The sequence below is a fragment of the Thermoflexus sp. genome (assembly GCF_042408815.1).
GTDB lineage: Bacteria > Chloroflexota > Anaerolineae > Thermoflexales > Thermoflexaceae > Thermoflexus.
In genome coordinates this window covers 35,222-61,801 of sequence record NZ_JBHOQR010000025.1, presented here as the reverse complement: position 1 = coordinate 61,801, position 26,580 = coordinate 35,222, and the positions used below count along the sequence as shown (strand labels likewise).

Sequence of the window (26,580 nt, the reverse complement as noted above, 5' to 3'; positions counted from 1 at the left end):
GTCTCCAGGGGAAAACCGGGGAGGCCACCGCAGCCTCCCCGGTTTGTAAGGAAGGGAGCTCATGAAGCGGCCGAGCGCTTCAGCCATTCGGAGACCAGACGAGGGGCCTGGTGGAGGGCCTCGCCGATCTTGCTCACGTCGCGGCCGCCGGCCTGGGCCAGGGTAGGCCGACCGCCGCCGCTGCCGCCCACCACCTGGGCCACCGCCCGCACTACCCGCACAGCATCCAGCCCCCGCTCGGCAAGATCGGGGGTGACGGCCGCCACAAAGCTCGGCCGCCCGCCGATCACCGAGGCCAGCACGATCACCCCATTGGCCCGCACCCGCTCGCGGAACCAATCCGTCATCTCCCGCAGCTGCTCGATATCCCCCACCCGACTCTGGGCCGCCAGCACAGTGATCTCTCCGACCCGCTCGGCCTGGCGGAACATTGCCTCGAACTCCTGACGAGCGACCTCCCGGCGCAGCCGGGCGAGCTCCTTCTCCAGGAACTGGATCCGGTCCAGGAGGTCCAGGACCTTACGGTCCACCTCCTCCGGCCGCACCTCCAAGTAAGTGGCCGCATGGGTGAGGCGGCGCATACGGTCCTGGATAAGGCGCACCGCCTCCCGGCCGGTGACCGCCTCCAGGCGTCGAACGCCGGAGCCCACGCCGCCCTCATAGGTCACCACGAAGGCGCCGATCTGGGAGGTGTTGTAGACATGGGTTCCGCCGCAGAGCTCGGCGCTAATGGGCGGCTCGTCGGGCCATCCGATGCGGACCACCCGGACGATCTCCCCATATTTCTCGCCGAACAGGGCCATCGCGCCGCTGGCGATTGCCTGCGAATACGGCTCATAGCTGACGTTCACCGGGTAATCCATCAGGATGGCCGTATTAATGTCGTAGACGATCGCGTCCAGCTCGTCCTGGCTGAGGAGCGCTCCGTGGGTGAAGTCGAAGCGCAGGCGATCCGGCGCCACCAGGGAGCCGGCCTGAACTACATGGGTGCCCAGCAGGGAGCGCAGCTCGGCGTGGAGCAGGTGGGTGGCCGTATGGTTGCGCATGATATCCCAGCGGCGTTCGAAATCCACCACCGCCCACGCCGGATCCCCCACCCGGGGATGGCCGGACTTCACCCGGCCGACGTGGACAATGAGGCCGGGAATGGGCTGACGAGTATCCTCCACCTCGATCTCCCACAGCGGGTCGCCGCCGCCCTCGGGATAACGAGCGATATGGCCGATGTCGCTCACCTGGCCGCCGCTTTCCACATAGAAGCAGGTGGCCGGTAGAACCACCTCGACCCGATCCCCGGGACGGGCCACCTGGACGGGCTCTCCGTTCACCAGGAGGGCCGCCACCGTGGTTTCACGCTCCGTCCCGCTGTAAGGATCGTATTCCACCCCCTGATCGCCCACCAGGCCCCTATCCTGGAGCATTGCCAGCAGCCGGCGGTAGCGGGCCAGCTGCTCGGTATCCCACTCAAAGCGCTCGGTGGCCCGGGCCCGCTCCCGCTGCTGGGCCATCGCCCGCTGAAAGCCCACCTCGTCCACGATGAACCCCCGCTCCCGGGCCACATCCCGGGTGATCTCCAGGGGCAACCCGTAGGAGTCGTAAAGCCGAAAGACCTCCTCCCCGGACACCACCCGCTCGCCGCGGGCGGCCACCGCTTCCAGCACCTCCTCCAGGCGGGAGAGCCCCAAGTCCAGGGTGCGCAGGAAACGTTCCTCCTCCTGGGTGAGGGTGCGGAAGATATGCTCCCGGCGGTCCACCAGCTCCCGGTAATGGCCACTCATGATCTCGATCACCGCCTCGGCCACCCGGGCCATGAAAGGCTCCTCGAAGCCGATCTTGCGGCCGAAGCGGGCGGCACGGCGGATGATCATCCGCAGCACGTAACCGCGGCCGACGTTCCCCGGCAGGACCCCATCGGCGATGAGGAAGGAGGCCGCGCGGGTGTGATCGGCGATCACCCGGTAGGCCACGATGTGGGCTTCCATCTCCGCGCGGGTGTGCCCGCGGATCTCCCGGGTCCGCTCGATGATGGGGACGAATAGATCCGTCTCGTAGTTGGAGAACACCCCTTGAAGCACCGCCGCTAGGCGCTCCAGCCCCATCCCCGTATCCACCCCCGGTCGGGGCAGGGGCACCCGGGTCCCATCGGCCTTCTGATCGAATTGCATGAACACCAGGTTCCAGAGCTCCAGCCAGCGATCGCAGCCGTTATCCAGGGCCACGCTGCAATTCGGATCGCCGCAGGTGCAATGCTCCGGCCCCCAATCGTAGTGGATCTCGGAGGTTGGCCCACAGGGGCCGGTGTCCCCCATCATCCAGAAGTTGGTCTTATCCCCCATGCGGAAGACACGCTCCCGTGGGGCCCCGATTTCCTCCACCCAGACCCGGTAAGCCTCATCGTCGTCCTGGTGAACCGTGAAGACCAGCCGCTCAGGATCCAGACCGTAGACCTGCGTCAGGCACTCAAAAGCGTAATGGATGGCTTCGCGTTTGAAATAGTCGCCGAAGGAGAAATTCCCTAGCATCTCAAAGAAAGTATGATGGCGCGGGCTGGGGCCGACGTTCTCCAGGTCGTTGTGCTTCCCCGAGACCCGCATGCACTTCTGGACCGAGGCCGCCCGCTTGTAGGGGCGGGTCTCCAGGCCCAGGAAGACGTTCTTGAACTGGTTCATCCCCGCGTTAGTGAAAAGCAGGGTGGGATCCCCCACGGGCACCAAGGAAGAGCTGGGAACGATGGTGTGGCCCCGGGCCGCGAAAAAGTCCAGGAAGGCTTGTCGGATCTGCGCCGCGCTCATCCGAACCGGATTCCGCTTCTCCATATCCTCACTGCTCCCTCATCAGGATCATCCACAACCCCAGGATCCTCTAAGAAGCAGGACTTACGCCGTTGGGCTCCCGCCCCGGGAAGCGGGAAGGCCCCCTCCCCATCAAAGCCTCCCGGAAACGGTCGACGACCGAAAGTCCTTAAAAGAAGTTATATGTCTATTTAGAGAAATCCGCCAAGCCTTTCCGGGCCCTGTCGGATGCTCCTCCACGGACAGGAGGAGCCCCGCGGCGATAAACCAGAGCCATCCCCCGCGTCCCCCAGGTGCCCTCGAGGCCCGCCCGTCCGGAGGGCTGGAATTCCTATAACCCTATACCCGCCTCTCATACCCTCGATAGCTCAGCCGGGGATCCAGCGCATCGCGCAGGCCATCCCCCAGCAGGTTGAAGGCCAGCACTGTCAGCATGATGGCCAGGCCCGGGAAAAACACCAGATGGGGGGCGTTGAAGACGCTGTTTCGCTCTTCCCCCAGCATCAACCCCCATTCCGGCTTCGGCACCTCCGCGCCGAGCCCCAGGAAGGAAAGGGCCGCTGCATCCAGGATAGCGGTGGCGATCCCCAGGGTGCCCTGGACGATCAGGGGAGTCAGGGCATTCGGCAGGATATGGACGAACAGCACCCGCAGCGGGGAAGCGCCCACCGCTCGGGCGGCCATCACGTAATCCAGCTCCTTCACGGCCAGGACGGCCGCCCGGACGATGCGGGCGTAGACCGGGATGGAGACGAAGCCGATGGCCAGCAGGGCATTGATCAGCCCCGGCCCCAGCACGCTGACGATGGCAATGGCCAGCAGCAGACTGGGGAAGGCCAGAATCACATCCATCACCCGCATGATGACGTTGTCCACCCAGCCCCCCGCATATCCCGCGACAGCGCCCAACAGCCCGCCCACGATGATGGCAAAGGTAATGGTGGAAAAGCCGATCTGCAGAGAAAGCCGGGAGCCATAGATCACCCGGGAGAACAGATCTCGGTTATTGCCGTCGATCCCGAAAAGATGTTGAGGTTGATCCCGCGGGCAACCCAACAGATGGATGCACGGCGGCGCCCGGCGCTGCACATCCTTCAGGGGCTTGATCGGATCATAGGGCGCGATGATATCCGCGAAGATCGCCACGAAGACCATCAGGCCCAGGAGGAAAAAGCCCACCTGGGCGGATCGATGGCGGATCAGGCGGCGCATAGCCTCCATGGTCGGCGAGCGCCGGGGCACAGAAAGCTCCCTCGTCAGAGGAGGCGCAATCGCGCTCATCGCTTTCCACCTGTTTCCTGAGCATTGAATACGGGCCCCTACACGTCAGGGAACAGTCGGCTATTCCAGCCGGATCCGGGGATCCAAGTAAGCATAGGAAAGGTCCACAATCAGGTTCACCAGAGCGAACATGATCGCCACCGCCAGGGTGAACCCCTGAACGACCGGATAGTCTCGGGCCAGGATGGCGGAGACCAGCTGGGTTCCCACCCCGGGCAGGGCGAACACCGTCTCGGTGAGCACTGCCCCGGAGAGGAGGCTCCCGGTCTGGAGGCCGACCACGGTGACGATGGGAATCATGGCGTTCCGCATGGCGTGACGGGCCAGCACAATCCGTTCCCGCAACCCCTTCGCCCGCGCCGTTCGGATATAATCCTCCCCCAGGACCTCCAGCAGGCTGGAGCGGGTCATGCGGGCGATGATGGATAGCGGGATCGTCCCCACCGCCACGGAGGGGAGGATCAGATGGCGCACGGCATCCCAGAAGGCGGCGATATTCCCGGTGATCAGGCTGTTGAAGAGCGCGGAATTCGAAAGGAAGATCAGCGCCACCTGCGCAAATCCTTCCACCCCCTCCAGGCCCCATGCCCGGGCCAGCGGCGGCAGGGTGATCCCGGGCGAGAGGCGCCCCGAGGGTGGGAGGAAGAGGGGGGTATCTTTGAGGGCCAGGGCGAACACATAGGCCAGCATCAGGCCCAGCCAGAACACCGGCATGGAGACCCCGATGTTGGCCAGGACCATCGTCATCACGTCCACTGGGGAATTCTGATGGATGGCGGAGAGAATCCCCAAGGTGATCCCCATGGTGGTGGCGAACAGGATCGCCCCGATGGTGAGCTCGATGGTCATGGGAAGCCGCTCCGCCAGGATCACCGCCACCGGCCTCCCGGTGCTGATGGAGGTCCCCAGATCCCCTTGGAGGATCTGGATGATGTAGCGAACGAATTGAACCGGGAGGGGATCATGGAGGCCGAAGCGCTCCTTGAAGGCCTCGCACTGAGCTTTGGTGGCCCGCTCCCCCAGCATCACCAGACAGGGGTCCCCTGGGATGAGGCGGACCATCACGAACACCACCAGCAGGATCCCGAAGAGCACCGGGATCATCGCCGCTATACGGCGGAGAACATAACGGGACATCGTAGCGCTCCCACTCCAGGTCGAAGATAGAGCCTTACCTGGATATCGAACGGATACCGTTCCTGAAATCCGGGAGGCCGTATACTTCCTCCCCTCACGGACGATCCTTCTTCATCGTTCGAGGTGGAAGCCGTCTCCGCGGCTCCATCCTCGAAATCCTGGAACGGAACATGGCACCGGTATCCCAGGGCCTCCGGTTCAGGAGGAAGGGGAAACATCGGCAGGATGGAGAAGCCCGCGGAGCCCTTCCCGCAGGAACAGGAAAAGGCCGAGGAGCGTGATAGGCAGCCAGAGAACCAAGTGGAGGAGCAGGGTGTATGTCAAAGCGGCACCGGGCGGGATCCCCAACGCCCGGAGCACGACGACCCCCGGCGCCTCGAAGGTGCCCACATAACCCGGGGCCGATGGGAGCGCCGTGGCCAGGTTGACCGTCGCGGTCATCACCAGAAGGGCGAAGAACGAGGCTTGGAAAGGAAACGCCTGCATCACCAGGCTGTAGGTCCCTGCCTCCGCCAGCCAGATCAGAGCCGTGAGCCCTCCGACCGCCAGCGCATGGGCAGGACGCTGCAGAACGGTCAGGCCATCCAGGAACCGGAAAAGGAAGGCCATCGCCCGTTCCATGCGGGGGCCCAGCCGGCGTTGTGAGATCCGCTCCAGCAGATCGTGGAGCTTCGCCGCGTTCCGGGCCATTCCCAACAACATCAGGAGCGCTCCGCCGAACACCACCCCTCCCGCCATCACCGCCGACCGCAACGAGGCCGGAAGAGGGAAGAAGAGCAGCGCCACCAGGGCCAGGAACACCACCATCAGCCCATCCAGCACGCGCTCGACCACAATGGTTCCCAGGGCCGTGCTCACCTGGATGCCGCACCGACGCTGGAGCACATAAGCCCGCAACAGCTCCCCGGCGCGGGCTGGATAGAGATTGTTCCCCATATATCCAATCGTCAACGCGATGAAGCGATCCCGGAAGCTGGTGGATGGCAGGCTATGGAGCAGAATCCCCCATCGCCAGGTCCGCAGGATAACAGCAACGAAATAAAACAGGGCCCCGATCAGGAGCCAGGGGATCTTCAGCCCCGAGAGCGCCCCGGTCCATTCCTCCAGATGCAGACCATGCAGCGTCCAGGCCAGCAGGACCGCGCTGAGCACCACCCCCACCAGCAAAAACCCGTGTCGGTTCATTCCCGATGCTCCAGGCCGGACCATGGGAGAGGAACCATCGCAGACTCAGAGGAGGGAGCGAAATCCTCCACCAGGAGCGTGAGGCGGGGCTCGCCGTTCCATCGCTCTGCCCGCACCTCAAAGACCACATCCAGCGACATCCCCGGGCGCACCTCCGCCGCCCGATTCCCCTGACGGAAGGCAATGGCATCCCAAACCGGACCGCCCCCGGGAACGGTCAGCACCATTCGCAGATGCTGACCATCGTTCCCCACGGTCCGGACGGAGCGGACCACCACACCGCGGCTGAGAAAGCGGGGGGCCGGATTGCCGTAGCCGTAGGGCTCCAACCACGTGAGCCACTCGTGAAGGCGCCAGGTGACTTCCCGAAGGGGCAACATGGCCTCCACGATGGTGGCCGGTTGGAGCTCGCGCGCACTGAGCGCCTGGGCCGCCAGCTCCTGCAAGCGCTCCCGGAGCCTTTCCAAGTTCTCCCGCCGCACCACGAACCCGGCGGCCGCGGCGTGCCCGCCGTGGCGCACCAGCAGATCGGCGCAGGCATCCAGCGCCCGGGTGATATGAAACTCTGGGATGCTGCGGGCGGATCCCCGCCCCTCCTCGCCCATCAGACTGATCACCACCGCTGGGCGATAGAACGACTCCGCCAGCCGCCCAGCGGCCAATCCCACCACCCCGGGGCGAAAATCCTCGGAGGCCGCGAAGATCAACCAGGGAACCTGATCTTCCGGAACCGCCATCGCACGAGCAGCTTCCTCCGTCGCCTGGGTCAGAATCTGGCGTTCCCGATTCTGACGGTCCAGCTCCTCCGCCAGGGCCACGGCCTCCGTAGGGTCCCGGGTCGTCAGCAGGCGGTAAGCCGCCAGGGCATGTTCCAAGCGCCCCGCCGCGTTCAGACGCGGAGCCAGAATGAAAGAGATCGCCCACGGGTCCACCTGCGAGGCCTCCAGACCGGCAACCTGATAGAGGGCTTGTAAACCGACGCGGGCCGGCGCTCGCAGCCGCTCCAGCCCGCGCGTCACCAGCGCCCGGTTTTCCCCCAGCAACGGCACGATATCCGCGACGGTCCCCAGGGCCACCAGATCCAGGAAATCCTCCGGCTCAAAAGAAGCGTGGGGGTAGCGGGCCTTCAGGGCCTGCACCAGCTTATAGGCCACCCCCACCCCTGCCAGCTCTTTGAACGGATACGGACAATCCGGCTGCTTGGGATTAATGTGGATGGCCTCCGGGAGGACGTCACCGGGCAAGTGATGATCCGTTACGATCAGATCGAGGCCGAGGGCGCGGGCCAGCGCGGCCTCCATGATCGATCGCGCTCCACAATCGACGGTAATCACCACCTGAATCCCTTCTTCCACCAGGCTTCTCAGCGCCTCGCCGTTGAGGCCGTATCCTTCAGTTTCCCGATGGGGAATATAAGGGCGGGCCCGGGCGCCGAGGGCCTGGAGGGCCTGGACGAGCATGGCAGTGGCTGTGACGCCATCCACATCATAGTCGCCGTAGACCGCGATCGGCTCCTGCCGGACGATCGCCCGCTCCAGGCGTTCCAGCGCCGGCTCCATCCCCTTCAGCCGGAAGGGATCCCCCGCAGGCCCCTCGCGGGCCAGAAACTGCGCCGCCGCCTCCTCGGACATGATCCCCCGATGGTAAAGAAGATCCTGCAGCAAGGCCGGCCACCGCCTAAGAGCCGCCCGAACCACCTCCGGGGCCGGAGGGGCCAGCCACCAAACCCGGCGTCCTTGTCCTGCCCTCTGGTGATCGGAATATCGCATGGGATGGCCGTCCCGGGGAGATCTGGATCCTCATTGTAGAAAACAACGGAGGCACCGTCAATAAGCGCGAAGGCGGGTGTGCAATCTCCCCCGACCAGCTCCATAATAGTCGGTGATCGCGCCTCGCTGGGCGATCCGGGGATGGAGGCCGTAGGGTTCTCCTCCGATCTTTCGAGGGGGAAGCTTTCGTCCTCCTCCCCCGCACTGGCACCGCGTAGAGAGCGCCAAGCGCTGATTTCTACGGAGGTCACCATGGAAGAGCATCCGACCCTTCCTGCTCCGGAAGCCGCCCTCTCCGCCGAGGAGCGACAATGGGCGATGTTGGCCCATCTGAGCGTCCTGCTGAACCTGGCCACCGCCCTCGGCGGCCCCATCGCCGCTTTCCTGATCTATCTGTTCTATCGGGAGCGATCGCGATATGTGGCTTTCCATGCCTTGCAGGCCCTGATCTTTCAGCTGCTCGCCTGGGTGGTCGCCGGGGTGACCGCGATGGGAGCGTGGCTCCTCAGCCTGGCCCTAACCGCCCTCATCATCGGGATCTGCCTCATGCCGGTCGCCTGCCTGCTGAGCCTGATCCCGCTGGGCGCTCTAGCCTATGGCGTCGTGGGGGCCATCGCCTGCAGCCGGGGGGAGGATTTCCGCTACTGGCTGATCGGGGACTGGGTGGCCACTTCCTTCTAGCGATCCGGGCATCCCACCGGATCGCCTCGCCCAGTCAGCTTGGAGAACCACCTGCGCGAGGAGTTGAGTTATAATAGAAACCAGAGTAGGACCATGCCCCCGTAGCTCAACCGGATAGAGCAAGGGCGTCCTAAGTCCTGTGTTGCGGGTTCGAATCCCGCCGGGGGCGCTGAACTCATCAGCCGGGCTCTGGATGCGCCCGGCTTTTTCATTTCGGCAGTCCCACCAGGAGGTCGTGATGGAGCGCAATCCGGGTCAGGCCGAATCCCCCCGGATCCACGCCCTTCGGGCAACCCCCATGCCCGATGGACGACGGGTGGTGGTGGAGCTGGAACTCTCCCTCTCCTCCCATCCCCCTGAGCTGGAGCTCATCCTCTATAATGAACAGGGGGAGGAAATCCATTCGATGGCCGTGATGGGGGTGATGGAGCTCCGACCGACCTACGTCCTCCATCTCCGGCGTCCGGATCCCGGCGCGCGCTATCGGGTGGAGGCCCGGCTTCTGGGAAGGGATGTCCTCCTCGATCAGCGACAGGTGGAGGTGATCCTCCCGGAGCCCATCACCGTTCAGGACGATGTCACGCTGCGCCGCATTCTGGCCGAGTCCCGCGTGATTGCAGTGGTTGGCTTATCGGCGGACCCCACACGGCCCAGCCATCAGGTGGCCTCTTACCTTCAGCGTCAGGGCTACCGCATTATCCCGGTAAACCCAACGATTCAGGAGGTCCTGGGGGAGCCTTCCTACCCGGATCTCCTCTCGGTCCCCGAACCGGTGGATGTGGTCGACATCTTCCGGCCCGCTCGTTACGTCCCGGAGATCGTGGAACAGGCGATCGCGAAAGGCGCGAAGGTGATCTGGATGCAGCTTGGGGTGATCCACTTTGAGGCCGCTCAACGCGCCCAGGAGGCCGGACTGCTGGTGGTAATGGATCGCTGCATGAAGCTGGAGCACCAGCGGCTAATGCGCTCGGGGTTTGCGATTCCAGATTCCCCGGAGGATCTCTAAGAGGTGGAGAGGGGGCTTTCCACCCTCTCCCATCGCTCCAAGTCTCCGGTTGACAACCAGGCCATACGCCATCAGGAAGGCGTCCGATGCGAGGGGTTCGAACGGTAAGGCGCTGGATCCGCTGGGGGTTGGTGCTTGCGCTGGCCTTGGGGCTTGCTCCTATTGCTCCGGCGGCGGCTCAGGGGGGTGAAGATGAGTTCATCGCCCGCCTGTTGGCTCAGATGCCCCCCGAGGCCAAGGTGGGGCAGCTGTTCCTGGTGACCCTGCCCGGGCCCATCGCCCGTTCGGACCATCCGCTCCGTTCCCTGCTCACTGAGCAGCGGATTGGAGGAGTGGTCCTGAGCCCGGATCAGGGGAATTTCACCAACCTGGGCGACACCCCCTCCGAATTGCTTTCGATCACCCTCTCCCTTCAGCAGCAGGCGGCCACGCTCAACCCCTTTATCCCTCTGTTCATTGGGGTGCGGCAACAGGGCGACGGTCCCCCTTTTTCCGCATGGACCCGTGGGGCGATGCCGCTGCCATCGCCTCTGGCCCTGGGCGCCACCTGGGATCCAGAGCGCGTTCAGGCAGTTGGACAAGCCCTGGGGGAAGAACTCCAGGCAGTGGGAGTGAACCTGCTCCTGGGCCCTCCTCTGGATGTCCTGCTGGAACCCCGACCGGAGATCGGGGATGCCGGCGTACAAACTTTCGGGGGAGATCCCCAATGGGTCAGCCGCATCGCCCGGGCCTATTTGAGCGGCCTGATGGCCGGCAGTGAAGGACGATTGCTGATCGCCCCGGGGTCTTTCCCAGGCGAAGGCCGCGCCTACGGCTGGTCAGAACGGACGGCGGTCCTCACCAAGGAAGATCTGGTCGCTTTCGACCTGGTTCCCTTCCTGGAGCTGATGCGAACACCGACGGAGACAGGCCGCCCCCTGGTTCGAGCGGTGCAGGTTTCCCTCATGCGAATCCGAGGCTTTGGAGGAAGTGCCCAGGAATGGACACGCCCCTTAGCGGTGGATGGAAACGCCCTGGGGACATTGCTGACATTACCGGAGATCAAAACCTGGCGAGATCGCGGCGGGGTCTTGCTCTCTCCTCCTCTCGGGCATCCCGTTCTTCGCGCAGAGTATGCCGATGAGCAAGGGGAAATCGATTTCCGTCGCGCCGCCTTGGATGCCTTTATGGCGGGCAATGATCTGATTTGGCTAGGGGATCTCCATGCGAATGCTCTGGAAGCAGCCCGCCGCGCCACGGAGGTCATCCGGTTTTTCAGCGAAAAGTATTCCACCGATCTGGCCTTTCAGAATCTGGTGAACAGCGCCGTCGCACGGATCCTGCGTCTGAAATATGCGCTTTACCCCGGCTTCGCCGCCGGAGTGGTATTCCCCAACCCCCAACAGCTCCGCCAGGCTGTGGGAACCCCGGCGCATCTCCAGGTGGTCCGCCAAGCCCTGGAAAGCGCGGTGGTCCGCCTCTACTCGGCGGGATCGAACCCTCCGCCTATCCCGCAGCCAGGAGAGCCCATCCTGATCTTGGTGGATGGGCGGAGGGTTCGGGCTTGCGCAGCATGCCCGGAGCAACCGCTGCTGCCTGCGGAGACCCTGACCCAGGCCCTGCAAACCGCTAGCGGCGGCGCGCTGGATCCCGCCCAGATCTCGGTGCGTTCCTTCGCAGAGGCGATGGCCTTCTTCTCCCGAGCTCCAGAAGCACCGGACCTGCGGCCGGATTTCGAGCGGGCCGCCTGGATTGTGATCGCGGCCCTGGATGAGCATCCGGCCGATCCAGCCTCCAGCCTCCCTCATCTCCTCCTGGGGGAGCGAGCAGAGCTCCTGGGCGGGAAGAAGGTGGTCTTCTGGGGATTCGGAGCCCTCTATCCTCTGACCGCCCGGGAGATCGCGCGTCTGAGCCGTTATGAGGCGATCTGGACCCATATTCCTCCCGCAGTGGAGATCATGGCCCGCGTTCTGTTTGGCACGCTCACCCCTCGAAGCCGCCCTCCTCTCTCCATTCCCACTCTCGGCTATCATCTGGCAGACCGCGTGCGACCGGATCCTGCCCAAGTGATCCCCCTGGGGGTCGGACCTCGGGAAGGGACCTCTCCGGGCACGCCCACGCCGGTTGCGGTCCAGGTGGGGCAGACCCTGCGGGTCTGGGCCGGCCCCATCCGCGATCGAGATGGATTTCTCGTCCCCGATGGCATCCCGGTGTGGTTCACCGGCATCTACACCGACCAGGGAAGCATCGGACCGTTCATCGCCCGCACCCGGGATGGATTTGCAGAGGTGGACATCCCGCTGGATCGGGAGGGATCGCTGGAAATCCGCGCGGTGAGCGAGCCGGCGCGCCTCTCCTACCGGCTCCAGATTCAGATCGAGAAAAACCGTCCGGGCCGGATCGCCACCATTGTGCCGCCTACGCCAACCCGTTCTCCGGAGCCCACGGTCCTCCCGACGCCTAAGCCGTGGCCTACCCTCACTCCCCGCGCTCCGGGGTTCGCTACCCTGCGGCTTTCCCTAACCGGGTGGCAGGCCTTCGGATGGAGCCACATGCTCATCCTGGGCTTCAGTGTCCTCATCTTCGCCCTGGGATGGCGTCGGGGCCCGGATTGGGCCTGGCGGTCGACCCTGCTGGGTTGGATCGCCGGATGGATCACCTATACACTGCTGATCGTAGGAGGACAGATCTTGTCGGTCCCCGAGGCTCGAGCGCTCTCTCCCATCGCCTCGGGGGCCGCTGTCCTCCTCATCGGAGGGCTGGCCATGGGGATGCCCACGAAAGGGGATTGAGCGTTGCCAGGAAAACCCACCCGAGCATGCGGATCTTGGCGCCACGGGGAAAGGGGACACCCTTCTCCGGGATCCCAGCCCAACGGCGCAAGTTCGATCGGGAATCTAAAACAGGAGGAGAGCGATGACCTACGAAACGTTGATCTACGAAGTCCAGGATGGGATCGCCCTCATCACCCTGAACCGCCCCGATGTTCTGAATGCTTTCAACGAGCGGATGTTCGAGGAGCTGCAACTTGCCCTACGCGCTGTCGAGCGCGATGAAGCGGTCCGTGGGGTGATCCTTACCGGGGCCGGGCGGGGATTCTGCGCCGGACAGGATCTGGCGGAGATGCGGCAGCGCTACGAGCGCCCGGAGGAGGCCCTTTCGATTGGCGAGCACCTGCGAACCCGATATAATCCCTTGATCGTCCGCATTCGCAACACCGAAAAACCTTTCATCGCCGCGATCAACGGGGTGGCGGCAGGAGCGGGCTGCAGCCTGGCCCTGGCATGTGACCTCCGGGTGATGGCGGAGAACGCCTCCTTCGTGTTCAACGCCTTTGCGAAGATCGCCCTGATCCCGGATTCCGGCTCCACCTGGTTCCTCCCTCACCTGGTGGGTTATGCCCGGGCCTTTGAGGCGGCTACCCTCATCGATCGACTGGATGCCTCCCGAGCCCTGGCCTGGGGGCTGGTCAACGCGGTGGTGCCGCCGGATCAGGTGCTGCCGACGGCCCGGGAATGGGCGGCCCAGCTACGGGATCTGCCACCGCGGGCGGTGGGCTGGCTGAAGCGCGCTTTGAATCGGGCGCTGACGTTCACCCTGGAGCAGTCTCTGGAATATGAGGCCCATCTCCAGGACGCGGCCGCCCGCACCCCGGAGCATCGGGAGCGAGTGGAGGCTTTCCTCCAGCGGCGCCGCGGATGAGGTCAGAGGCCCGGTTCCAATCGGCCTGAAAAGGAGGGGAGAACCGTGGAGCGCGTGGGAATTGTAGGGGCAGGAACGATGGGACGGGGGATCGCCTATGTGGCGATCACCCATGGCGCACAGGCTACCCTCTATGATGTAGCATCCGGTGCCCTGGAGAACGCCGTAGCCCAGATCGAGGCATGGCTCCAGGAGGCTACCGCCAGGGGTCGACTGGATGAGACGGAAGCCCGTCGTGCTCGGGAGCGGCTTCAGCCCAGCACCACCTTGGAAGATCTGGTTGGGACTGAGGTGATCATTGAGGCCGCGCCGGAGGACATGGCGCTCAAGCAGGAGATCTTCCGTCAGCTGGATGCGATCTGCCCCCCCGGCACCATCCTGGCCTCCAATACTTCCTCCCTCTCCATCACTGCCCTGGGAGCAGTCACCCGGCGCCCGGAGCGGGTGGCCGGCATGCATTTCTTTAATCCGGCGCCGATCATGCGCCTGGTAGAGGTGGTGCGAGGGCTGGCAACCTCCGAAGAAACGGTGCGGGCACTGGTTGATCTGGCCCGGCGCTGGGGGAAGACCCCCGTGGTGGTTAAGGACACGCCGGGGTTTATCGTGAACCGCGTCGCCCGTCCCTTCTATCTGGAGGCCCTGCGCCTGATCGGGGAAGGTATCGCGGATCCCCCCACGGTGGATCGGCTGGTTCGCGCCCTGGGATTTCGAATGGGCCCCTTCGAGCTGATGGACCTGATCGGCCTGGATGTCAACCTGGCTGTCAGCGAGAGCATCTATCACGCGTTTTTCGAGGAACCCCGTTTTCGCCCTCACCCCATCCAGCGTCAGATGGTCCAGGCCGGCCGTCTGGGGCGGAAAACCGGGAAGGGATGGTATGACTACGAATAACCCACTGATCGTGTGGGCAACTGGATCCCCGAGGAGGATCCTATGGGAACCCAGCCCCTAAAGGAGCGCATCCTGATCGTGGGCGCTTCGGCGTTTGCCGAGGACCTCGGCAGGATGTTCCTGGATCAGGGTTATCCAACAGCCGTCCTGATTGGTGAGGGAGAGTCTCCGATTGCCCTTTCCCCCAACCTACAGGCCGAGGCCCGAAGCGCTGCTCTTGCCCTGGAGGTCCTCCCTTTCCCCCTCGAATCGAAACGGATGCTGATCACCATCCTCGACGAGGCGCTTGCCCCTGAAGCGCCCCTCCTCTCCCTGTGTCTTACGGTCTCGGCGACTCAGGTGGCCGGTTGGGCCCGGCGATCGGGCCGTGTAGTAGGGTTCGCAACGTTGCCGCCCCTGACTCGCGAAGCTCCGGTGGAGCTGGCGGCCCCGCTCGCGGGAGATTCCGCTGTACTGAAATCCGCCCGGGCCTATCTGGAGCACATCGGGTTCCGAATCGAGATCGTCCGTGATACCGTGGGGATGGTGCTCCCGCGGATCCTCTGCGCCCTCATCAACGAGGCCGCCTTCGCGGTGATGGAAGGAGTCGCTTCGCCGGAGGACATCGACACAGCGATGAAACTGGGGACAAACTATCCGCGCGGGCCACTGGAGTGGGGAGACCTCATCGGCCTAGACTTGGTGGTAGCCATTCTGGATGCCTTGGAAGCAGAGCACCGGAACGGAGCCTATCGGGCCGCTCCCTTGCTCCGTCAGATGGTCCGGGCCGGCTTCCTGGGCCGCAAGACCGGGAAGGGGTTCTACAACTGGCGAACCGGATAGCCTTCAATGAGCGGCCGCTGGAAACGCTAAAACGGCGCGCCTTCCAGCAAGGGGATCAGGCGCTCCTGGATCAGGCGGGCAGCGTTGAACCGCTGGCGAACACGGCGGCGCAGCCGGGCCACCGGGTCCGTTTCCAGAAAGCGGACGATGGCGGCCGCAAACGCCTCCGGGCCGCTTCCCTCAGGCAAGAGAAATATATCCCCTTCGCCCAGCTCCCGCAGGGATGGCAGCTCACGGGCGAACACAGGCAGGCGGGCCAGCCCGGCCTCCAGCACGGGCAGCCCGAACCCTTCCTCCTCGCTGGTGAGCAACACCGCGTCCGCCAGCATATAGAGATCCGCCACGGCTTCCTCCGGCAGGCCTTCCCCTAGATGTTCATGCAGAAAATGCGCTGCTCCCTCCAGCCCCCATGCAGCCCGCCAGGCGCGCAGCTCCTCCAGATAGGCCTGGTTGGCCGGCGTGTGGGCGCCCGGAGGGCCCGTCACGAGGAGCCGAATATCCCATCCGGTTCGCTCCCGCAGATGGTGAAGAACGGCCAAGGCATCCTCCAGCCGCTTGCGACGGGTGATGCGGACCGGCATCAGAAGGATGGCGTCCGCATCCATCAGGCCCAGGGCCTCCACGATGGAGCGCGTGAGATCACCCCAGCGGAAGAATTCCCCGGGATCCACCCCGTTCGGGATCACGTGGATATCCGTAGTCGGGATCCTCCAGGCAGCAGCCAGGGCCCGGCGACGGGACTCGGAAACCGTTACGTGGATCACTGGCCATGGCCGGAAGACCAGATCCCACGGCTCCCCCGGGAAGCGAGGCGTCGCCGATCGGAGGATCACTGCATCGTGGTGCCATCCGATCCAGAGCCGGGGCTCCGCCGTCACCAGATCGTAGAGAGCGGCGGAGAGGGTGAGGTTTTTGTCCATAGTGCAAACGTTGTGGAGGATGACGACCTTCACTCCATGCAGGGCCTCTTCCAGAGCACGGCGCAATCGCTCCCGCCACTGAGAGAACTCTTCAGGAAGACAACCCTCCCATAACGCTGTCTGGAGCGGGGCGATTTCCGGCGATCCGCCATACATCGGCGGGATCGTCACCGTCTCGACCCCGGGTATGCTCGGATCGACCACGCCGGCAATGATCCGAACCGGGTAGCCGGCCGCTGTCAGGATGCGGGCCTGGCGAGCAAGCACCGCCTCTACCCCTCCGATCACAGGAGGGGCCGTATAGTGGATCAACGCCACACGGGGCTTCGCCCGCTCATCGGAGCACATCCCGAGCCTCCCGGTGCATTGGGTCGGATCCCGAACCGATGCGGCCTGTCCGATCCCCCACCCTCCAGAGATCTTTTACAAACCTTTTCCGACGAACCGGCCCCGTCGGAGGCTTAGGGGTCCAATTTGGCGGGCCGGTGTTTTCTGAGTATATTAGCCTGAAAGCCTCGGGGCAAAGCGCGGGCCGGTTCCCGCCCGACCGTGGAGGGAAAGCCGTGGGGATGCGCCGCGGCGTATGGGCTATGATCATCGTGCTGCTGGGAAGCAGCGCCCGGACCGGTTCGATCCCGGAAGCCCTTCCCCCGCTGCTGGCTCGAGGCCGGGAGGAAAATGCCTCATCCTATCCGCTCCGTGTTTATCTGCCCCTCGTCGCCCGTCAAGAGCCACAGGCCCCTCCCGGGGTGGATTTCGGGCTGGTCTTCATCACGTCGGTGGAGCATCCGGCCGACCCGGCTCGCTTTGATCGGGCGCAGCGGCTGGGCGCCCGCTGGGACCGTTGGCCCCTCTACTGGAGCGGAGTGGAGACGTCCCCTGGAGTCTATCAATGGGCCAGTGTGGATCGGACCCTTCGGGACGCCCTCGCCCAGGGCTTTGAGGTCTCCCTGATCCTGATGGGCACCCCGGGCTTCTACGCGGCCGGAGGCTTCTCCGCCCAACCACCTATCGGCGGATCGATCCTCCGCCAGCCGTCTGGGGAGATCACCCCGAATGCGCCGATCCGCATCGCCGCGGCAAATCCCCCGGTCGGCCTCTACGCGCCCATCTTCACCGATGGGACCGATCGCCCCGGCCCGGGCAAAACCATCAACCCGGCGAACCGATGGGCCGTCTTCGTCGATCAGGCGGTCGCCCGCTACCGACCGGGCGGAGCAGCCAGCCGCGAGGTGCCCGGATGGCCAATCGGACGCGGGGTCCGCGCCTGGGAGATCTGGAACGAACCCGATCTTTCGTTCTTCTGGAGCGGGAGCGCGGCGGATTACGCCCGCCTGCTGAAGGTCGCTGCCATCGCCGCGCGCCAGGCGGATCCTCAGGCCCGCATCCTGTTCGGCGGGCTGGCCATCTTCGAGAAACCCGGGTGGTTGCAGGAAGTTCTGAGCACGCTCCAAAACGATCCCGCCCCCGATCTGCGGGATGCCTTCGGCTGGTATTTCGATGTCCTCCCTATCCACAGCTACAGCTACGCCTGGCAGACGTTCCGTTACCTGAATCAGGCGAAAGGAACCCTGCAATCCTTTGGGCTCACAAAGGAGCTCTGGGTGAACGAGAGCGGCCTGCCGGTGTGGGATGATTACCCCGGGCCGACATGGGATCCGAACAGCGGCTACCGGGGGACCCGTGAAGAGCAGGCTGCCTATGTGGTGCAGAGCGCAGCTTACGCCATCTGGCTGGGGGCCCGGTTGATCTTCCACTTCATGCTTCACGATGATTGCGGGAACGGTCCGGATGCTCATGACGCCTTCGGCCTTTACCGGAACCCGGATCCGGCCCCCTGCTATCCCTCGGATGCGGGAGCGCGCCCGGCGGCGGCCGCCTATCGGCTGGTGACTACCCATCTGCGTGGGGCGATGCCTCTCTGGCGTCTGCGCACCACCCATGGCCAGACCGACTGGAACGCATGCACCGGGCAGGTGGAGTGGTTCGCCTTCCGGCGGCCGGACGGGGCACGGGTGCTGCTGGCCTGGACCCGCCTGAATGTCCCGGCGACGATCACGGTGACCGCCATCGCGCCCCAGGGGATCCTGTATGACGTCCGCACGGGAATGGCCACCGAGGTGCGTCCCACGAACGGCATTTATACCTTCTCCTTACCACCTGCTACCCATTACAACACGCCCACCCTTTGTAATCCGGCCCGGCAAAAGCAAGGGGAAGCCGCCGTGGGCGGGCTCCCTCTCTTCCTGGTAGAGGGACCTTAAGGATCTCACCCGATCACAACGGGACCTCTAAGGCCTTCCCAACTTTGTTAGCGATTCGTTAGCTCTTTTTGGATTCCTCCTACGGCTCGGGAGGAGCCGCCCACCGGATCTCCGAGATCGGCCCTTCGAAGGCAGTGAAGAAGGCGGCGCCACCCCATATGCTCAATGTTGTAACCAGGGATAGCTGGTTGATAGATTTTGACAGCCCATCCCCCATAATCTTTCTTTATGCAATGTCCCGCCGCACTTCTCGTTACCCGGGCTTCTATCGATTGCCGCTGGAAGCGCGTGCCCGATGGGTCGCCGAACAGGCCGGTCTGACCCCCGAGGAGCAGGCTTTGTTGCTCAACGGCGGTCTAACATTAGAACAGGCGGACCACCTGGTGGAAAATGTGATCGGCCGGTTCGCACTGCCCTTTGCGGTGGCGGTGAATTTCCTAATCAACGGCCGGGAGGTCCTGATCCCGATGGTGATTGAGGAGCCGTCGGTGGTGGCAGCGCTCTCCCACGCCGCCCGCCTGGCTCGGGTCGGTGGGGGATTCCTCGCCGGCAGCGAGGAGCCCATTATGCGCGGGCAAATCCAGATCGTGAACCTCCCGGATCTTTCCACAGCAGCCCGGGTGATCGAGGAACAGGTCGAGGCGATCCGAACAGCGGCCGAGGCGGCTACGCCCTCGATCGTCGCCCGGGGTGGGGGGTTTCGGGGGCTGGAGGTCGTTTCGTTCCCAGACACCCCTGTCGGGCCGATGCTCGTTGTTTACATATTCTATGATGTCCGAGACGCGATGGGGGCCAACGCGGTGAACACCGTCTGCGAGGCGGTGGCCCCTCTGATCGCCCGGATCACAGGAGGGCGGGTGGTTCTGCGGATCCTTTCGAATTTAGCGGACCGTCGGCGGGCCTGGGCGGAAGTTCGGATCCCTTCGGAAGCCCTGGAGACACCGGACTTCCCGGGGGATCTCGTCATCCAGGGAATTCTGGAAGCGCAGGCGCTGGCCGAAGTGGACCCCTATCGGGCGGCCACTCATAACAAGGGGATCATGAACGGCATCGATGCGGTGGCCCTGGCCACCGGCAACGACTGGCGGGCGATTGAGGCGGGTGCCCACGCCTATGCCGCACGGAATGGCCCGTATCGGCCGCTCACCCAATGGTGGCGGGATGAAGGGGGGGCTCTGCATGGACGGATTGAGCTGCCTCTGGCGGTGGGGATCGTAGGGGGAGCCACCCAGGCCCATCCCCTGGCCCGAGTGGCCCTTAAAATCCTGGGCGTTTCGTCCGCGCGGGAGCTGGCAGAGATCATGGCCGCCGTGGGCCTGGCCCAGAACCTGGCCGCCCTGCGGGCCCTGGCCACCGAGGGGATTCAGCGCGGGCACATGGAATTGCACGCCCGTCAGATCGCCATGGCCGCGGGGGCCGCTGGCGAGGAGATCGATCGGATCGCTCAACAGCTCGTCACGGAGCGCAACATCCGACTGGCCCGCGCCCGGGAGCTCCTGCAAGAGCTTCGGGGATCCACAACCGGAGAGCCTCAATGGAGGGAGCATGGATGACCTACCGGGTGGGACTGGAACGCGGTGCAGAAGGAGGACACATCGCCTGGATTCTGGACTATCCGGGATGCTTTGTCTTTGCCCACACCGAGCGGGAGGTTCTGGAACGGATCCCGGAGGCGATTCGGGATTATTTCGCCTGGCTGGGCGCTCATGGGATCCCCGCCGCGGGGCCTGGGGTTCCAGAGGATTTCCGGGTGGTGGAGATCTTCGAGGTCTACACGATCAACGAACGCTTCGAGCGAGGCGGCTCCCGAGAGGTGAATGCGTGGTTTCTGGACGACTGGCGGCCCCTGACGGAGGAAGAGGTGGAGTTCGGCCTTCAGGTCCTCGCCGCCTCTCGGGCGGATCTCCAGGCGGCGGTGGAGGGCCTGCCGGACCCGGTTCTGGACGCGGTGCTGCCAGGCCAGCGGTGGTCTATGCGCGGGGTGCTGCGCCACGTGGCTTACGAGGAGAACGGGTATCTCAGTCGACTGGGTCGGGATCTCAAAGCTCCACCCGCGGAGATCTGGGCGCATCTGGAACAGGTTCGCTACGCCCTGGAACAGGCCCTTCAAGATTGGATCGGGCAATCGATCGTCGTGGGCGTGGATGGAGAGTTCTGGTCTCCACGCAAAGTGTTGCGTCGGGCCGCATGGCATGAGCGGGACCACGTGCTTCATCTTCACCAACTGCGTCGGGCGATGGGGTGGTCGTAAGCCTGGCATGGCAGACCCCAGGCCCGCCTGGAAGGCGCCCATTCGCGAGCGGCCCTCCGGGGCCTCTGAAGTGAGGGAGGAAGAGCAGGAAGAAGCCACCTGGCCTACCAGATTCCCGCTCAACGGCGCAAGCCCGATACAGATATCTTGATGAATCATCGGAGGGTTCGAATGTATGAGAACGGTCATCGGATCCTGAAGTCATTCCGTTCCGTTGGCATCGTGGGCTATGGGGCTTACGTCCCTCGCTACCGCCTGCCGGGCATTGAGATCTCCCGCTTGTGGACCGGCGGGGCAGAGCCCCCACCAGTGCGGGAGAAGGCTGTGCCGGGACCCGATGAGGATGTGGTGACAATGTCCATTGAGGCAGCCCGGAACGCCCTGGCCCGGGCAGGGATTGCGGCGCATCGCCTGCGGGCAGTCTGGGTGGGCAGCGAATCCCATCCCTACGCGGTCAAACCCAGCGGTACTCTCGTCGCTGAGGCCCTTGGAGCCACCCCCTACGTCCAGGCCGGAGATTGGGAATTCGCATGCAAAGCCGGCACCGAGGCCATGCAGGCCGCCATCGGCTTTGTGGGCTCGGGGATGGCCGATTACGCGATGGCTATTGGGACTGACACGGCCCAGGGCCGGCCGGGCGATGCCCTGGAATACACAGCGGGAGCTGGCGGGGCTGCTTTCATCATCGGCCCAGCGGAGGAAAGCCTAGCGATCCTGGAGGGATCGCTCTCCTATGTTACCGATACGCCGGATTTCTGGCGCCGGGCCCACGCCCGGTATCCGGAGCACGGCGGTCGTTTCACGGGGGAGCCCGCTTATTTCCACCATATTGTAGAAGCCACTCGACAGCTGATGGAAGCGCTGGGAGCCCGGCCGGAGGATTACACGTATGCGGTGTTTCACCAGCCGAACGTGAAGTTCCCGCAGAAGGCCGCGAAGATGCTGGGGTTCCGGCCGGAGCAGATCCAGATCGGGCTCCTGGTGGATGAGATCGGCAATACCTATGCAGGCTCTTGTCTGATCGGGCTGACTGCTATCCTGGACGAGGCTCGGCCGGGCGATCGGATCCTGGCCGTGTCCTTCGGCTCCGGCGCCGGATCCGACGCCTTCTCCCTGGTGGTGACGGAAGCCATCCTGGAGCGGCGGGATCGAGCACCTCGAACCCGGGATTACATCGCTCGCCGCGTGGTGATCGATTACGCCACCTATGCTCGTTATCGCCGAAAGATCGTGATGGACACCGAGGCGTAAGGAGGCGCGATGCGCGAGGTCGCCATTATCGGCATCGGCCAGACCCCGGTGGGGGAGCATTGGAATAAAGGGCTGCGAGAGCTGGCACTGGAGGCGTTAGAAGCCGCCATGCAGGATGCCGGGGTGGAGCGGCTGGACGCTCTATACATCGGGAATATGCTCTCGGGGCAGGTGGAAGCCCAGGAGCATCTGGGGGCGCTGGTGGCCGATTTCGCCGGGATGCACGGCGTGGAGGCGGTCAAAGTCGAGGCAGCATGCGCCTCCGGCGCCGCCGCGTTGCGAATCGGCTACGCCATGGTCGCGGGCGGTCTGGCGGACTTCGTGGCCGTGGTGGGGGTGGAGAAAATGACGGACGCCTCCGGGGAAACGATCACCGCCGCCCTGGCGACGGCAGCCGATGCAGAATATGAAGCCGTGCACGGGATGACCTTCACTGCCCTCAACGCCCTGTTGATGCGCCGCTATATGCATGAATACGGATACCGGCGAGAGGATTTCGCGCCCTTCTCCATCAACGCGCACCACAATGCTGTCCACAACCCCTATGCGATGTTGCGGTTTCCCATCACGGCGGAAGCGTTCGCTTCTGCCCGCATGATCGCCGACCCGATCACCCTACTGGACGCCTCACCGGTCTGCGATGGGGCAGCGGCGGTGATCTTGTGCCCGGCGGATCAGGCCCGGGCATTCCAGGAGCGCCCGGTCCGCATCCGGGCATCCGCTGTGGCAACGGACACGGTGGCCCTGCACGATCGTCGGGATCCCCTCTGGCTGGAGGCGGCCGCCCTCTCGGCCTACCGGGCTTTCCAGCAGGCTGGGGTTCGCCCGGAGGACATTGATTTCTTCGAGCTGCACGATGCCTTCACGATCATGGCGGCCCTCTCCCTGGAGGCTTGCGGTTTTGCGCCCCGAGGGCGCGGGGTGGCCATGGCCCTGGAGGGGGCGATCTTCCGGGATGGCCGGCTTCCCATCGCGACGATGGGCGGATTGAAGGCCCGGGGGCACCCGGTCGGGGCCACCGGGATCTATCAGGTGGTGGAAGCCGTCATGCAGTTGCAGGGCCAGGCCGGGCCCAACCAGGTCCCGCACGCCCGCCTGGGGATGACCCAGAACATCGGAGGGACGGGGGCCACGGTGATCACCCATATTCTGGAGGCCATGGATTAACAGGAGGATGGGAGACCGGCAGTGGCCCTCCCCATCCATCGTGTCACATTTGCCGGAAGGAGGTGGCTATGCATCCTGCACGCGCATGGCGTGGACGATCCCAGCGATATCGCTTGGAAGGGGAAATCTGTGAGGGGTGCGGCGCTCGCCTGTTCCCGCCTCGGGATGTCTGCCCGGAGTGCCAGCGGCCCGCGCGCGCGCCGTATCCCTTCTCAGGCCGCGGGGAAGTCTATTCCTACACGGTGGTCTACGAGCCGCCGGCGGGCTATGAAGAGCAAGCCCCTTACATCGTGGCGTTGATCAAACTGGAGGAAGGCCCGCTGGTCTCGGCAATGCTCACCGATGTGGAACCGGAGGAAGTCTACATCGGGATGCCTGTGGAGATGGTGACCCGTGTCCTGCACCGTCAGGGTGAGCACGGGGTGATCGCGTATGGCTATAAATTCCGGCCCATCCTCCGCCGTATGGTGACGATCCCTTCGCCCACGGCCACCGTGACAGCGGGAGCAGAATAAAGGGCACGGATTCTCCCAGAGGCCCCCTGGGGCGGTGTCGGTCGTCTCTGGCCATCCGCACCGCCCCGGGGAATATTCCTGCTCCGGGCCGAAAAGCTTCGAGAGGACGGGAGTTTTCCTCGAGGCCACAGCTCTCTGCAGGCCCACCGCCAGAGTCGTCCCCGGAGAGGATCTCCTCGGATGCCCCAGCAACGGCTGGCCATCAGCGATCAGGATCCGCTTGGCCTTCCTTGCAGCGGGCGAAAGGATCAAATTTAAGATGGGGGCCGGGCAGGACCCTTTCCAGCAAGAAAGGGGGCAGCGATGCGTTGGGGGGCCTCTGCTGGCTATGAGCTCTTTTCTGGGGGATCGGCTTCCCCCATGGATGGGAGAAACGCCTCATATCCTTCCCGGGCGTGGCGGATATGTCGGTAGAGATAATAAGCGAACCCACTTAGCAGGGCGAGGGCGATCGGGATATCGAAAGGACGCATGATCCGACGCAGCTCCTCCCAGTGCTGGCCGAACAGATAACCGCCCACCGCCAGACCTGCGCACCAGATGAAGGAGCCGATAAAGCTCAACGAAAGGAAAGGGAAAAATGGGATGCGCGTAACCCCTGACGGGAACGAAATGAACGTGCGCACAATCGGCAGCAGGCGGGAGAGAAAGGTGGCCCACAGCCCCCAGCGGGCGAACCACTGATCCGCGGCTTTTAGGTCACGGGGACTGATCAGGAGGTAACGTCCATACCGGAAGAGGAAAGGTCTGCCGCCGTAATAGCCCAGTCCGTAGGAAAGCAAGGAGCCTAGCGTGCAACCCAGCCCTCCGTAGAATCCGCCCTCTAGAGCCGCCTGAAGAAGCGTCCCCCCGCGGGCCTGAACCAGCATCCAGCCGGCCAGGGGCATGGTGACCTCGCTGGGAATCGGAATGTTGGCGCTCTCGAGCGCCATAATGAGGATCACACCTCCCCATCCCATCCACTGGAACAGATCCTGAAGGAACAGCACCAGCTGATGCTCCAGAGTTTCCATGATCCCCCCTTCAAGGAAACGGTTGCTGAAGATGTCCCCTCACCTCCCAAACGGATGGGTAGGGGGCATCCTGTCACCGGATTTCAGCTCGGCGATGGCGACTCCTATTCTAATGGATCCCCCATAGGCTCAAGAGCAAGGAAACTATCCCGGTCTGGCGCGACAGGCTGCGTTATATTAACAATGGAGGAGGTTCTCATATGCCTGTCCGCTCGCTTCGGCAGAGCTTGAGCGAACTGGATCTTGCGCATCTACGGGTGATCGCGCGCTTCTGGGATGTGGATCCCCAGCATCTCTCTCGCGAGGCGCTGATCGCTCGGTTATTGCCATGGATGATGGATCCGGAACGCCAGAGCGCGCATTGGGCTCGGTTGGGGTCAGAGGAGCAAGAGGCCCTCCGGACCCTGGTGATGGCCGGAGGGGTGATGCCTGCGGCCACATTTCAGCGTCGCTTTGGGGAGATCCGCCGGGTAGGCGCGGCTCGTCTGGAGGGCGAACACCTCTGGGAACGACCGACCGGTCCAGCGGAGGCCCTCTGGTTTCGGGGATGGATTTTCCTGGGATTCGTGGAGCAGCCAGCCGGATTTGAGGAGGTGGTTTTCATTCCGGATGAGCTGTTGCTGGGCTTGCCCCCTATGGTGGAGGCGCCCCGCCCCCAGATACCGGAGACGCTCCCTACCGCCCCTGCCCCGGTCCGGATCCGGCGGGCGGGGACGACGCCGGCGGACGATTTCTGCACGCTGCTCAGCTTTATACATAACGAAGCGCCTCCGGCGGTCATGACCCCGGAAGAGCTATGGGCGCGATTTCCGACCCTGCGTCGGCAGCTGCGCTGGCCTCACCGGGAACGCTGGTCGCTGCTCTGGCATCTGGCCGGAACGCTCCGGATGATTCAGGTCCGACGGGACTTCCTGCGCTTGGATCCCGAAGTCACCACGCGCTGGCTCCAGGCCCCGCTGATGGAGCAATTGCGTGCTCTCCTCGAGGCATGGCGGGACAATGGGCAGTGGAATGATCTCTTTCACGTGCCTACCTTGCGGCCCGAGCCCACGGGCTCCTGGCAGAACGATCCCCGGCTGCCTCGCCAGACCCTGCTGCAGCTCCTAACCCGATTAGATCCAGGATGCTGGTATGCGATCCCCGATCTCATCCGCGAGATCAAAGCGAAGAACCCAACCTTCCAGCGGACGGAGGCGGAGTTCTCTACCTGGTATATCCGGGATGCAGAAACGGGAGATTACCTGCATGGATTTGAAAACTGGGATCGGGTGGAAGGAGCTCTTCTGCGCTATCTGCTGACCGGCCCTCTTCATTGGCTGGGAGTGGTGGATCTGGGGGAGCCGGATCGGATCCGGCTTTCGCCCTTCGGGGCTGCTTACCTGGCGAAGGGAGATCCACCTCCGGATGGAGATACGCGTTTCGTCCTGCTGGAGGATGGCACCATCGAGATCGGAGCTGCCCGCCGATATGAACGCTTTCAGATCGCCCGGATCGCCGACTGGATCGCTTCGGGCGAGGTCTATCGCTACCGCATCACTGCCCGCTCCCTGACCCGGGCACGGGGGCAGAACATCGGCCCGGAGCGGATCCTGGATTTCTTCCGGCGCTATGATCTGACCATGCCGGAAGCCCTCAGCCGCGCCCTGACCCGCTGGGCCAGCCGGGGAACCGAGGCCACAGTGGAGCAGGTGTTGGTGCTGCGTGTGAGCGATCCCGAGCTGTTACGTCAGTTGCTGGCCACTGAGGCCCGCCGATACGTGCGGGACGTGCTCTCCCCCATGGCCGCCATCATCCATCCATCCGGCTGGGCCCAGGTGCGCGCTGCGCTCCTGCAGCTCGGCGTGGTGCCCGAGGAATCTCTCGGAACCGAACATGAACGGCTGTTCCCTGAGACAGGCTCACAAACCTGACCTGAATGGAAAGACCCATCGCCTCAAGAATCCCACACAGAGGA

General features: G+C 64.4%; 20 protein-coding genes and 1 tRNA gene. 14 read left to right on the top strand and 7 right to left on the bottom strand.

Annotated elements, in window-relative coordinates:
* Positions 1-59: 59 nt before the first annotated feature.
* From alaS to recJ, 5 genes are all read right to left on the bottom strand, one after another.
* Complete coding sequence (gene alaS / locus ACFMO3_RS08415) at positions 60-2,816, bottom strand: alanine--tRNA ligase (protein ID WP_376789968.1); 2,757 nt, start codon at positions 2,814-2,816, stop codon at positions 60-62.
* A gap of 315 nt (positions 2,817-3,131) precedes the next feature.
* On the bottom strand, positions 3,132-4,073 hold the full coding sequence (locus tag ACFMO3_RS08410; RefSeq protein WP_376789967.1) for an ABC transporter permease: 942 nt from the start codon (positions 4,071-4,073) through the stop codon (positions 3,132-3,134).
* Positions 4,074-4,133: 60 nt separating this feature from the next.
* Entirely contained in the window at positions 4,134-5,210 is a 1,077-nt protein-coding gene (locus tag ACFMO3_RS08405) for an ABC transporter permease (protein ID WP_376789966.1), read from the bottom strand.
* 198 nt (positions 5,211-5,408) lie between these two features.
* Entirely contained in the window at positions 5,409-6,395 is a 987-nt protein-coding gene (locus tag ACFMO3_RS08400) for a lysylphosphatidylglycerol synthase transmembrane domain-containing protein (protein ID WP_376789965.1), read from the bottom strand.
* On the bottom strand, positions 6,392-8,059 hold the full coding sequence (gene recJ / locus ACFMO3_RS08395; RefSeq protein ID WP_376789964.1) for a single-stranded-DNA-specific exonuclease RecJ: 1,668 nt from the start codon (positions 8,057-8,059) through the stop codon (positions 6,392-6,394). The genes ACFMO3_RS08400 and recJ overlap by 4 nt, the downstream gene beginning before the upstream one ends.
* Positions 8,060-8,416: 357 nt before the next feature.
* Between recJ and ACFMO3_RS08390 the strand changes: the two genes are divergently transcribed.
* The 7 genes from ACFMO3_RS08390 (at position 8,417) to ACFMO3_RS08360 (ending at position 15,245) form a co-directional block, all read left to right on the top strand.
* Complete coding sequence (locus tag ACFMO3_RS08390) at positions 8,417-8,845, top strand: DUF4870 domain-containing protein (protein WP_376789963.1); 429 nt, start codon at positions 8,417-8,419, stop codon at positions 8,843-8,845.
* 95 nt (positions 8,846-8,940) lie between these two features.
* Positions 8,941-9,014: transfer RNA gene (locus ACFMO3_RS08385), tRNA-Arg, on the top strand.
* 69 nt (positions 9,015-9,083) lie between these two features.
* Positions 9,084-9,851, top strand: a complete 768-nt coding sequence (locus tag ACFMO3_RS08380; protein WP_376789962.1) for a CoA-binding protein — start codon at positions 9,084-9,086, stop codon at positions 9,849-9,851.
* A gap of 86 nt (positions 9,852-9,937) precedes the next feature.
* Entirely contained in the window at positions 9,938-12,622 is a 2,685-nt protein-coding gene (locus tag ACFMO3_RS08375) for a glycoside hydrolase family 3 N-terminal domain-containing protein (protein ID WP_376789961.1), read from the top strand.
* A 124-nt stretch (positions 12,623-12,746) separates the two neighbouring features.
* Entirely contained in the window at positions 12,747-13,532 is a 786-nt protein-coding gene (locus tag ACFMO3_RS08370) for an enoyl-CoA hydratase-related protein (protein ID WP_376789960.1), read from the top strand.
* A gap of 45 nt (positions 13,533-13,577) precedes the next feature.
* Complete coding sequence (locus ACFMO3_RS08365; RefSeq protein WP_376789959.1) at positions 13,578-14,423, top strand: 3-hydroxyacyl-CoA dehydrogenase NAD-binding domain-containing protein; 846 nt, start codon at positions 13,578-13,580, stop codon at positions 14,421-14,423.
* A gap of 42 nt (positions 14,424-14,465) precedes the next feature.
* Positions 14,466-15,245, top strand: a complete 780-nt coding sequence (locus ACFMO3_RS08360) for a 3-hydroxyacyl-CoA dehydrogenase family protein (protein WP_376789958.1) — start codon at positions 14,466-14,468, stop codon at positions 15,243-15,245.
* Between the two features lie 26 nt (positions 15,246-15,271).
* On the opposite strand, the gene ACFMO3_RS08355 is transcribed toward ACFMO3_RS08360, so the two are convergent.
* The gene (locus ACFMO3_RS08355) at positions 15,272-16,513 is read right to left on the bottom strand and encodes a glycosyltransferase family 4 protein (protein ID WP_376789957.1); all 1,242 of its coding nucleotides are present in this window, start codon (positions 16,511-16,513) and stop codon (positions 15,272-15,274) included.
* Positions 16,514-16,734: 221 nt separating this feature from the next.
* Between ACFMO3_RS08355 and ACFMO3_RS08350 the strand changes: the two genes are divergently transcribed.
* From ACFMO3_RS08350 to ACFMO3_RS08325, 6 genes are all read left to right on the top strand, one after another.
* Complete coding sequence (locus tag ACFMO3_RS08350; RefSeq protein ID WP_376790107.1) at positions 16,735-18,429, top strand: hypothetical protein; 1,695 nt, start codon at positions 16,735-16,737, stop codon at positions 18,427-18,429.
* Positions 18,430-18,662: 233 nt separating this feature from the next.
* On the top strand, positions 18,663-19,982 hold the full coding sequence (locus tag ACFMO3_RS08345; RefSeq protein ID WP_376789956.1) for a hydroxymethylglutaryl-CoA reductase, degradative: 1,320 nt from the start codon (positions 18,663-18,665) through the stop codon (positions 19,980-19,982).
* The gene (locus ACFMO3_RS08340) at positions 19,979-20,680 is read left to right on the top strand and encodes a type II toxin-antitoxin system HicB family antitoxin (RefSeq protein WP_376789955.1); all 702 of its coding nucleotides are present in this window, start codon (positions 19,979-19,981) and stop codon (positions 20,678-20,680) included. The genes ACFMO3_RS08345 and ACFMO3_RS08340 overlap by 4 nt, the downstream gene beginning before the upstream one ends.
* A 171-nt stretch (positions 20,681-20,851) precedes the next feature.
* A complete protein-coding gene (locus ACFMO3_RS08335; RefSeq protein WP_376789954.1) occupies positions 20,852-21,931 on the top strand; it encodes a hydroxymethylglutaryl-CoA synthase in 1,080 nt (359 codons plus the stop codon).
* Positions 21,932-21,940: 9 nt separating this feature from the next.
* The gene (locus ACFMO3_RS08330; RefSeq protein ID WP_376789953.1) at positions 21,941-23,098 is read left to right on the top strand and encodes a thiolase domain-containing protein; all 1,158 of its coding nucleotides are present in this window, start codon (positions 21,941-21,943) and stop codon (positions 23,096-23,098) included.
* Positions 23,099-23,166: 68 nt separating this feature from the next.
* Positions 23,167-23,613 carry a Zn-ribbon domain-containing OB-fold protein gene (locus ACFMO3_RS08325; protein ID WP_376789952.1) on the top strand — a complete coding sequence of 149 codons (447 nt, stop codon included), beginning with the start codon at positions 23,167-23,169 and terminating at the stop codon, positions 23,611-23,613.
* A gap of 326 nt (positions 23,614-23,939) precedes the next feature.
* On the opposite strand, the gene ACFMO3_RS08320 is transcribed toward ACFMO3_RS08325, so the two are convergent.
* On the bottom strand, positions 23,940-24,626 hold the full coding sequence (locus tag ACFMO3_RS08320) for a DedA family protein (RefSeq protein ID WP_376789951.1): 687 nt from the start codon (positions 24,624-24,626) through the stop codon (positions 23,940-23,942).
* Positions 24,627-24,826: 200 nt separating this feature from the next.
* Here ACFMO3_RS08320 and ACFMO3_RS08315 point away from each other — a divergent pair, with 200 nt between their 5' ends.
* On the top strand, positions 24,827-26,536 hold the full coding sequence (locus ACFMO3_RS08315; protein ID WP_376789950.1) for a helicase-associated domain-containing protein: 1,710 nt from the start codon (positions 24,827-24,829) through the stop codon (positions 26,534-26,536).
* Positions 26,537-26,580 lie beyond the last annotated feature (44 nt).

Coding starts and splice junctions, on each gene's coding strand:
- ACFMO3_RS08405 (WP_376789966.1), bottom strand. CDS start 5,210: ATGTCCCGTTATGTTCTCCGCCGTATAGCGGCGATGATCCCGGTGCTC.
- ACFMO3_RS08390 (WP_376789963.1), top strand. CDS start 8,417: ATGGAAGAGCATCCGACCCTTCCTGCTCCGGAAGCCGCCCTCTCCGCC.
- ACFMO3_RS08330 (WP_376789953.1), top strand. CDS start 21,941: ATGCGCGAGGTCGCCATTATCGGCATCGGCCAGACCCCGGTGGGGGAG.
- ACFMO3_RS08410 (WP_376789967.1), bottom strand. CDS start 4,073: ATGAGCGCGATTGCGCCTCCTCTGACGAGGGAGCTTTCTGTGCCCCGG.
- ACFMO3_RS08320 (WP_376789951.1), bottom strand. CDS start 24,626: ATGGAAACTCTGGAGCATCAGCTGGTGCTGTTCCTTCAGGATCTGTTC.
- ACFMO3_RS08355 (WP_376789957.1), bottom strand. CDS start 16,513: ATGTGCTCCGATGAGCGGGCGAAGCCCCGTGTGGCGTTGATCCACTAT.
- ACFMO3_RS08400 (WP_376789965.1), bottom strand. CDS start 6,395: ATGAACCGACACGGGTTTTTGCTGGTGGGGGTGGTGCTCAGCGCGGTC.
- ACFMO3_RS08375 (WP_376789961.1), top strand. CDS start 9,938: ATGCGAGGGGTTCGAACGGTAAGGCGCTGGATCCGCTGGGGGTTGGTG.
- ACFMO3_RS08370 (WP_376789960.1), top strand. CDS start 12,747: ATGACCTACGAAACGTTGATCTACGAAGTCCAGGATGGGATCGCCCTC.
- ACFMO3_RS08360 (WP_376789958.1), top strand. CDS start 14,466: ATGGGAACCCAGCCCCTAAAGGAGCGCATCCTGATCGTGGGCGCTTCG.
- ACFMO3_RS08315 (WP_376789950.1), top strand. CDS start 24,827: ATGCCTGTCCGCTCGCTTCGGCAGAGCTTGAGCGAACTGGATCTTGCG.
- ACFMO3_RS08380 (WP_376789962.1), top strand. CDS start 9,084: ATGGAGCGCAATCCGGGTCAGGCCGAATCCCCCCGGATCCACGCCCTT.
- ACFMO3_RS08345 (WP_376789956.1), top strand. CDS start 18,663: ATGTCCCGCCGCACTTCTCGTTACCCGGGCTTCTATCGATTGCCGCTG.
- ACFMO3_RS08340 (WP_376789955.1), top strand. CDS start 19,979: ATGACCTACCGGGTGGGACTGGAACGCGGTGCAGAAGGAGGACACATC.
- ACFMO3_RS08335 (WP_376789954.1), top strand. CDS start 20,852: ATGTATGAGAACGGTCATCGGATCCTGAAGTCATTCCGTTCCGTTGGC.
- ACFMO3_RS08350 (WP_376790107.1), top strand. CDS start 16,735: ATGCGCCGCGGCGTATGGGCTATGATCATCGTGCTGCTGGGAAGCAGC.
- alaS (WP_376789968.1), bottom strand. CDS start 2,816: ATGGAGAAGCGGAATCCGGTTCGGATGAGCGCGGCGCAGATCCGACAA.
- ACFMO3_RS08325 (WP_376789952.1), top strand. CDS start 23,167: ATGCATCCTGCACGCGCATGGCGTGGACGATCCCAGCGATATCGCTTG.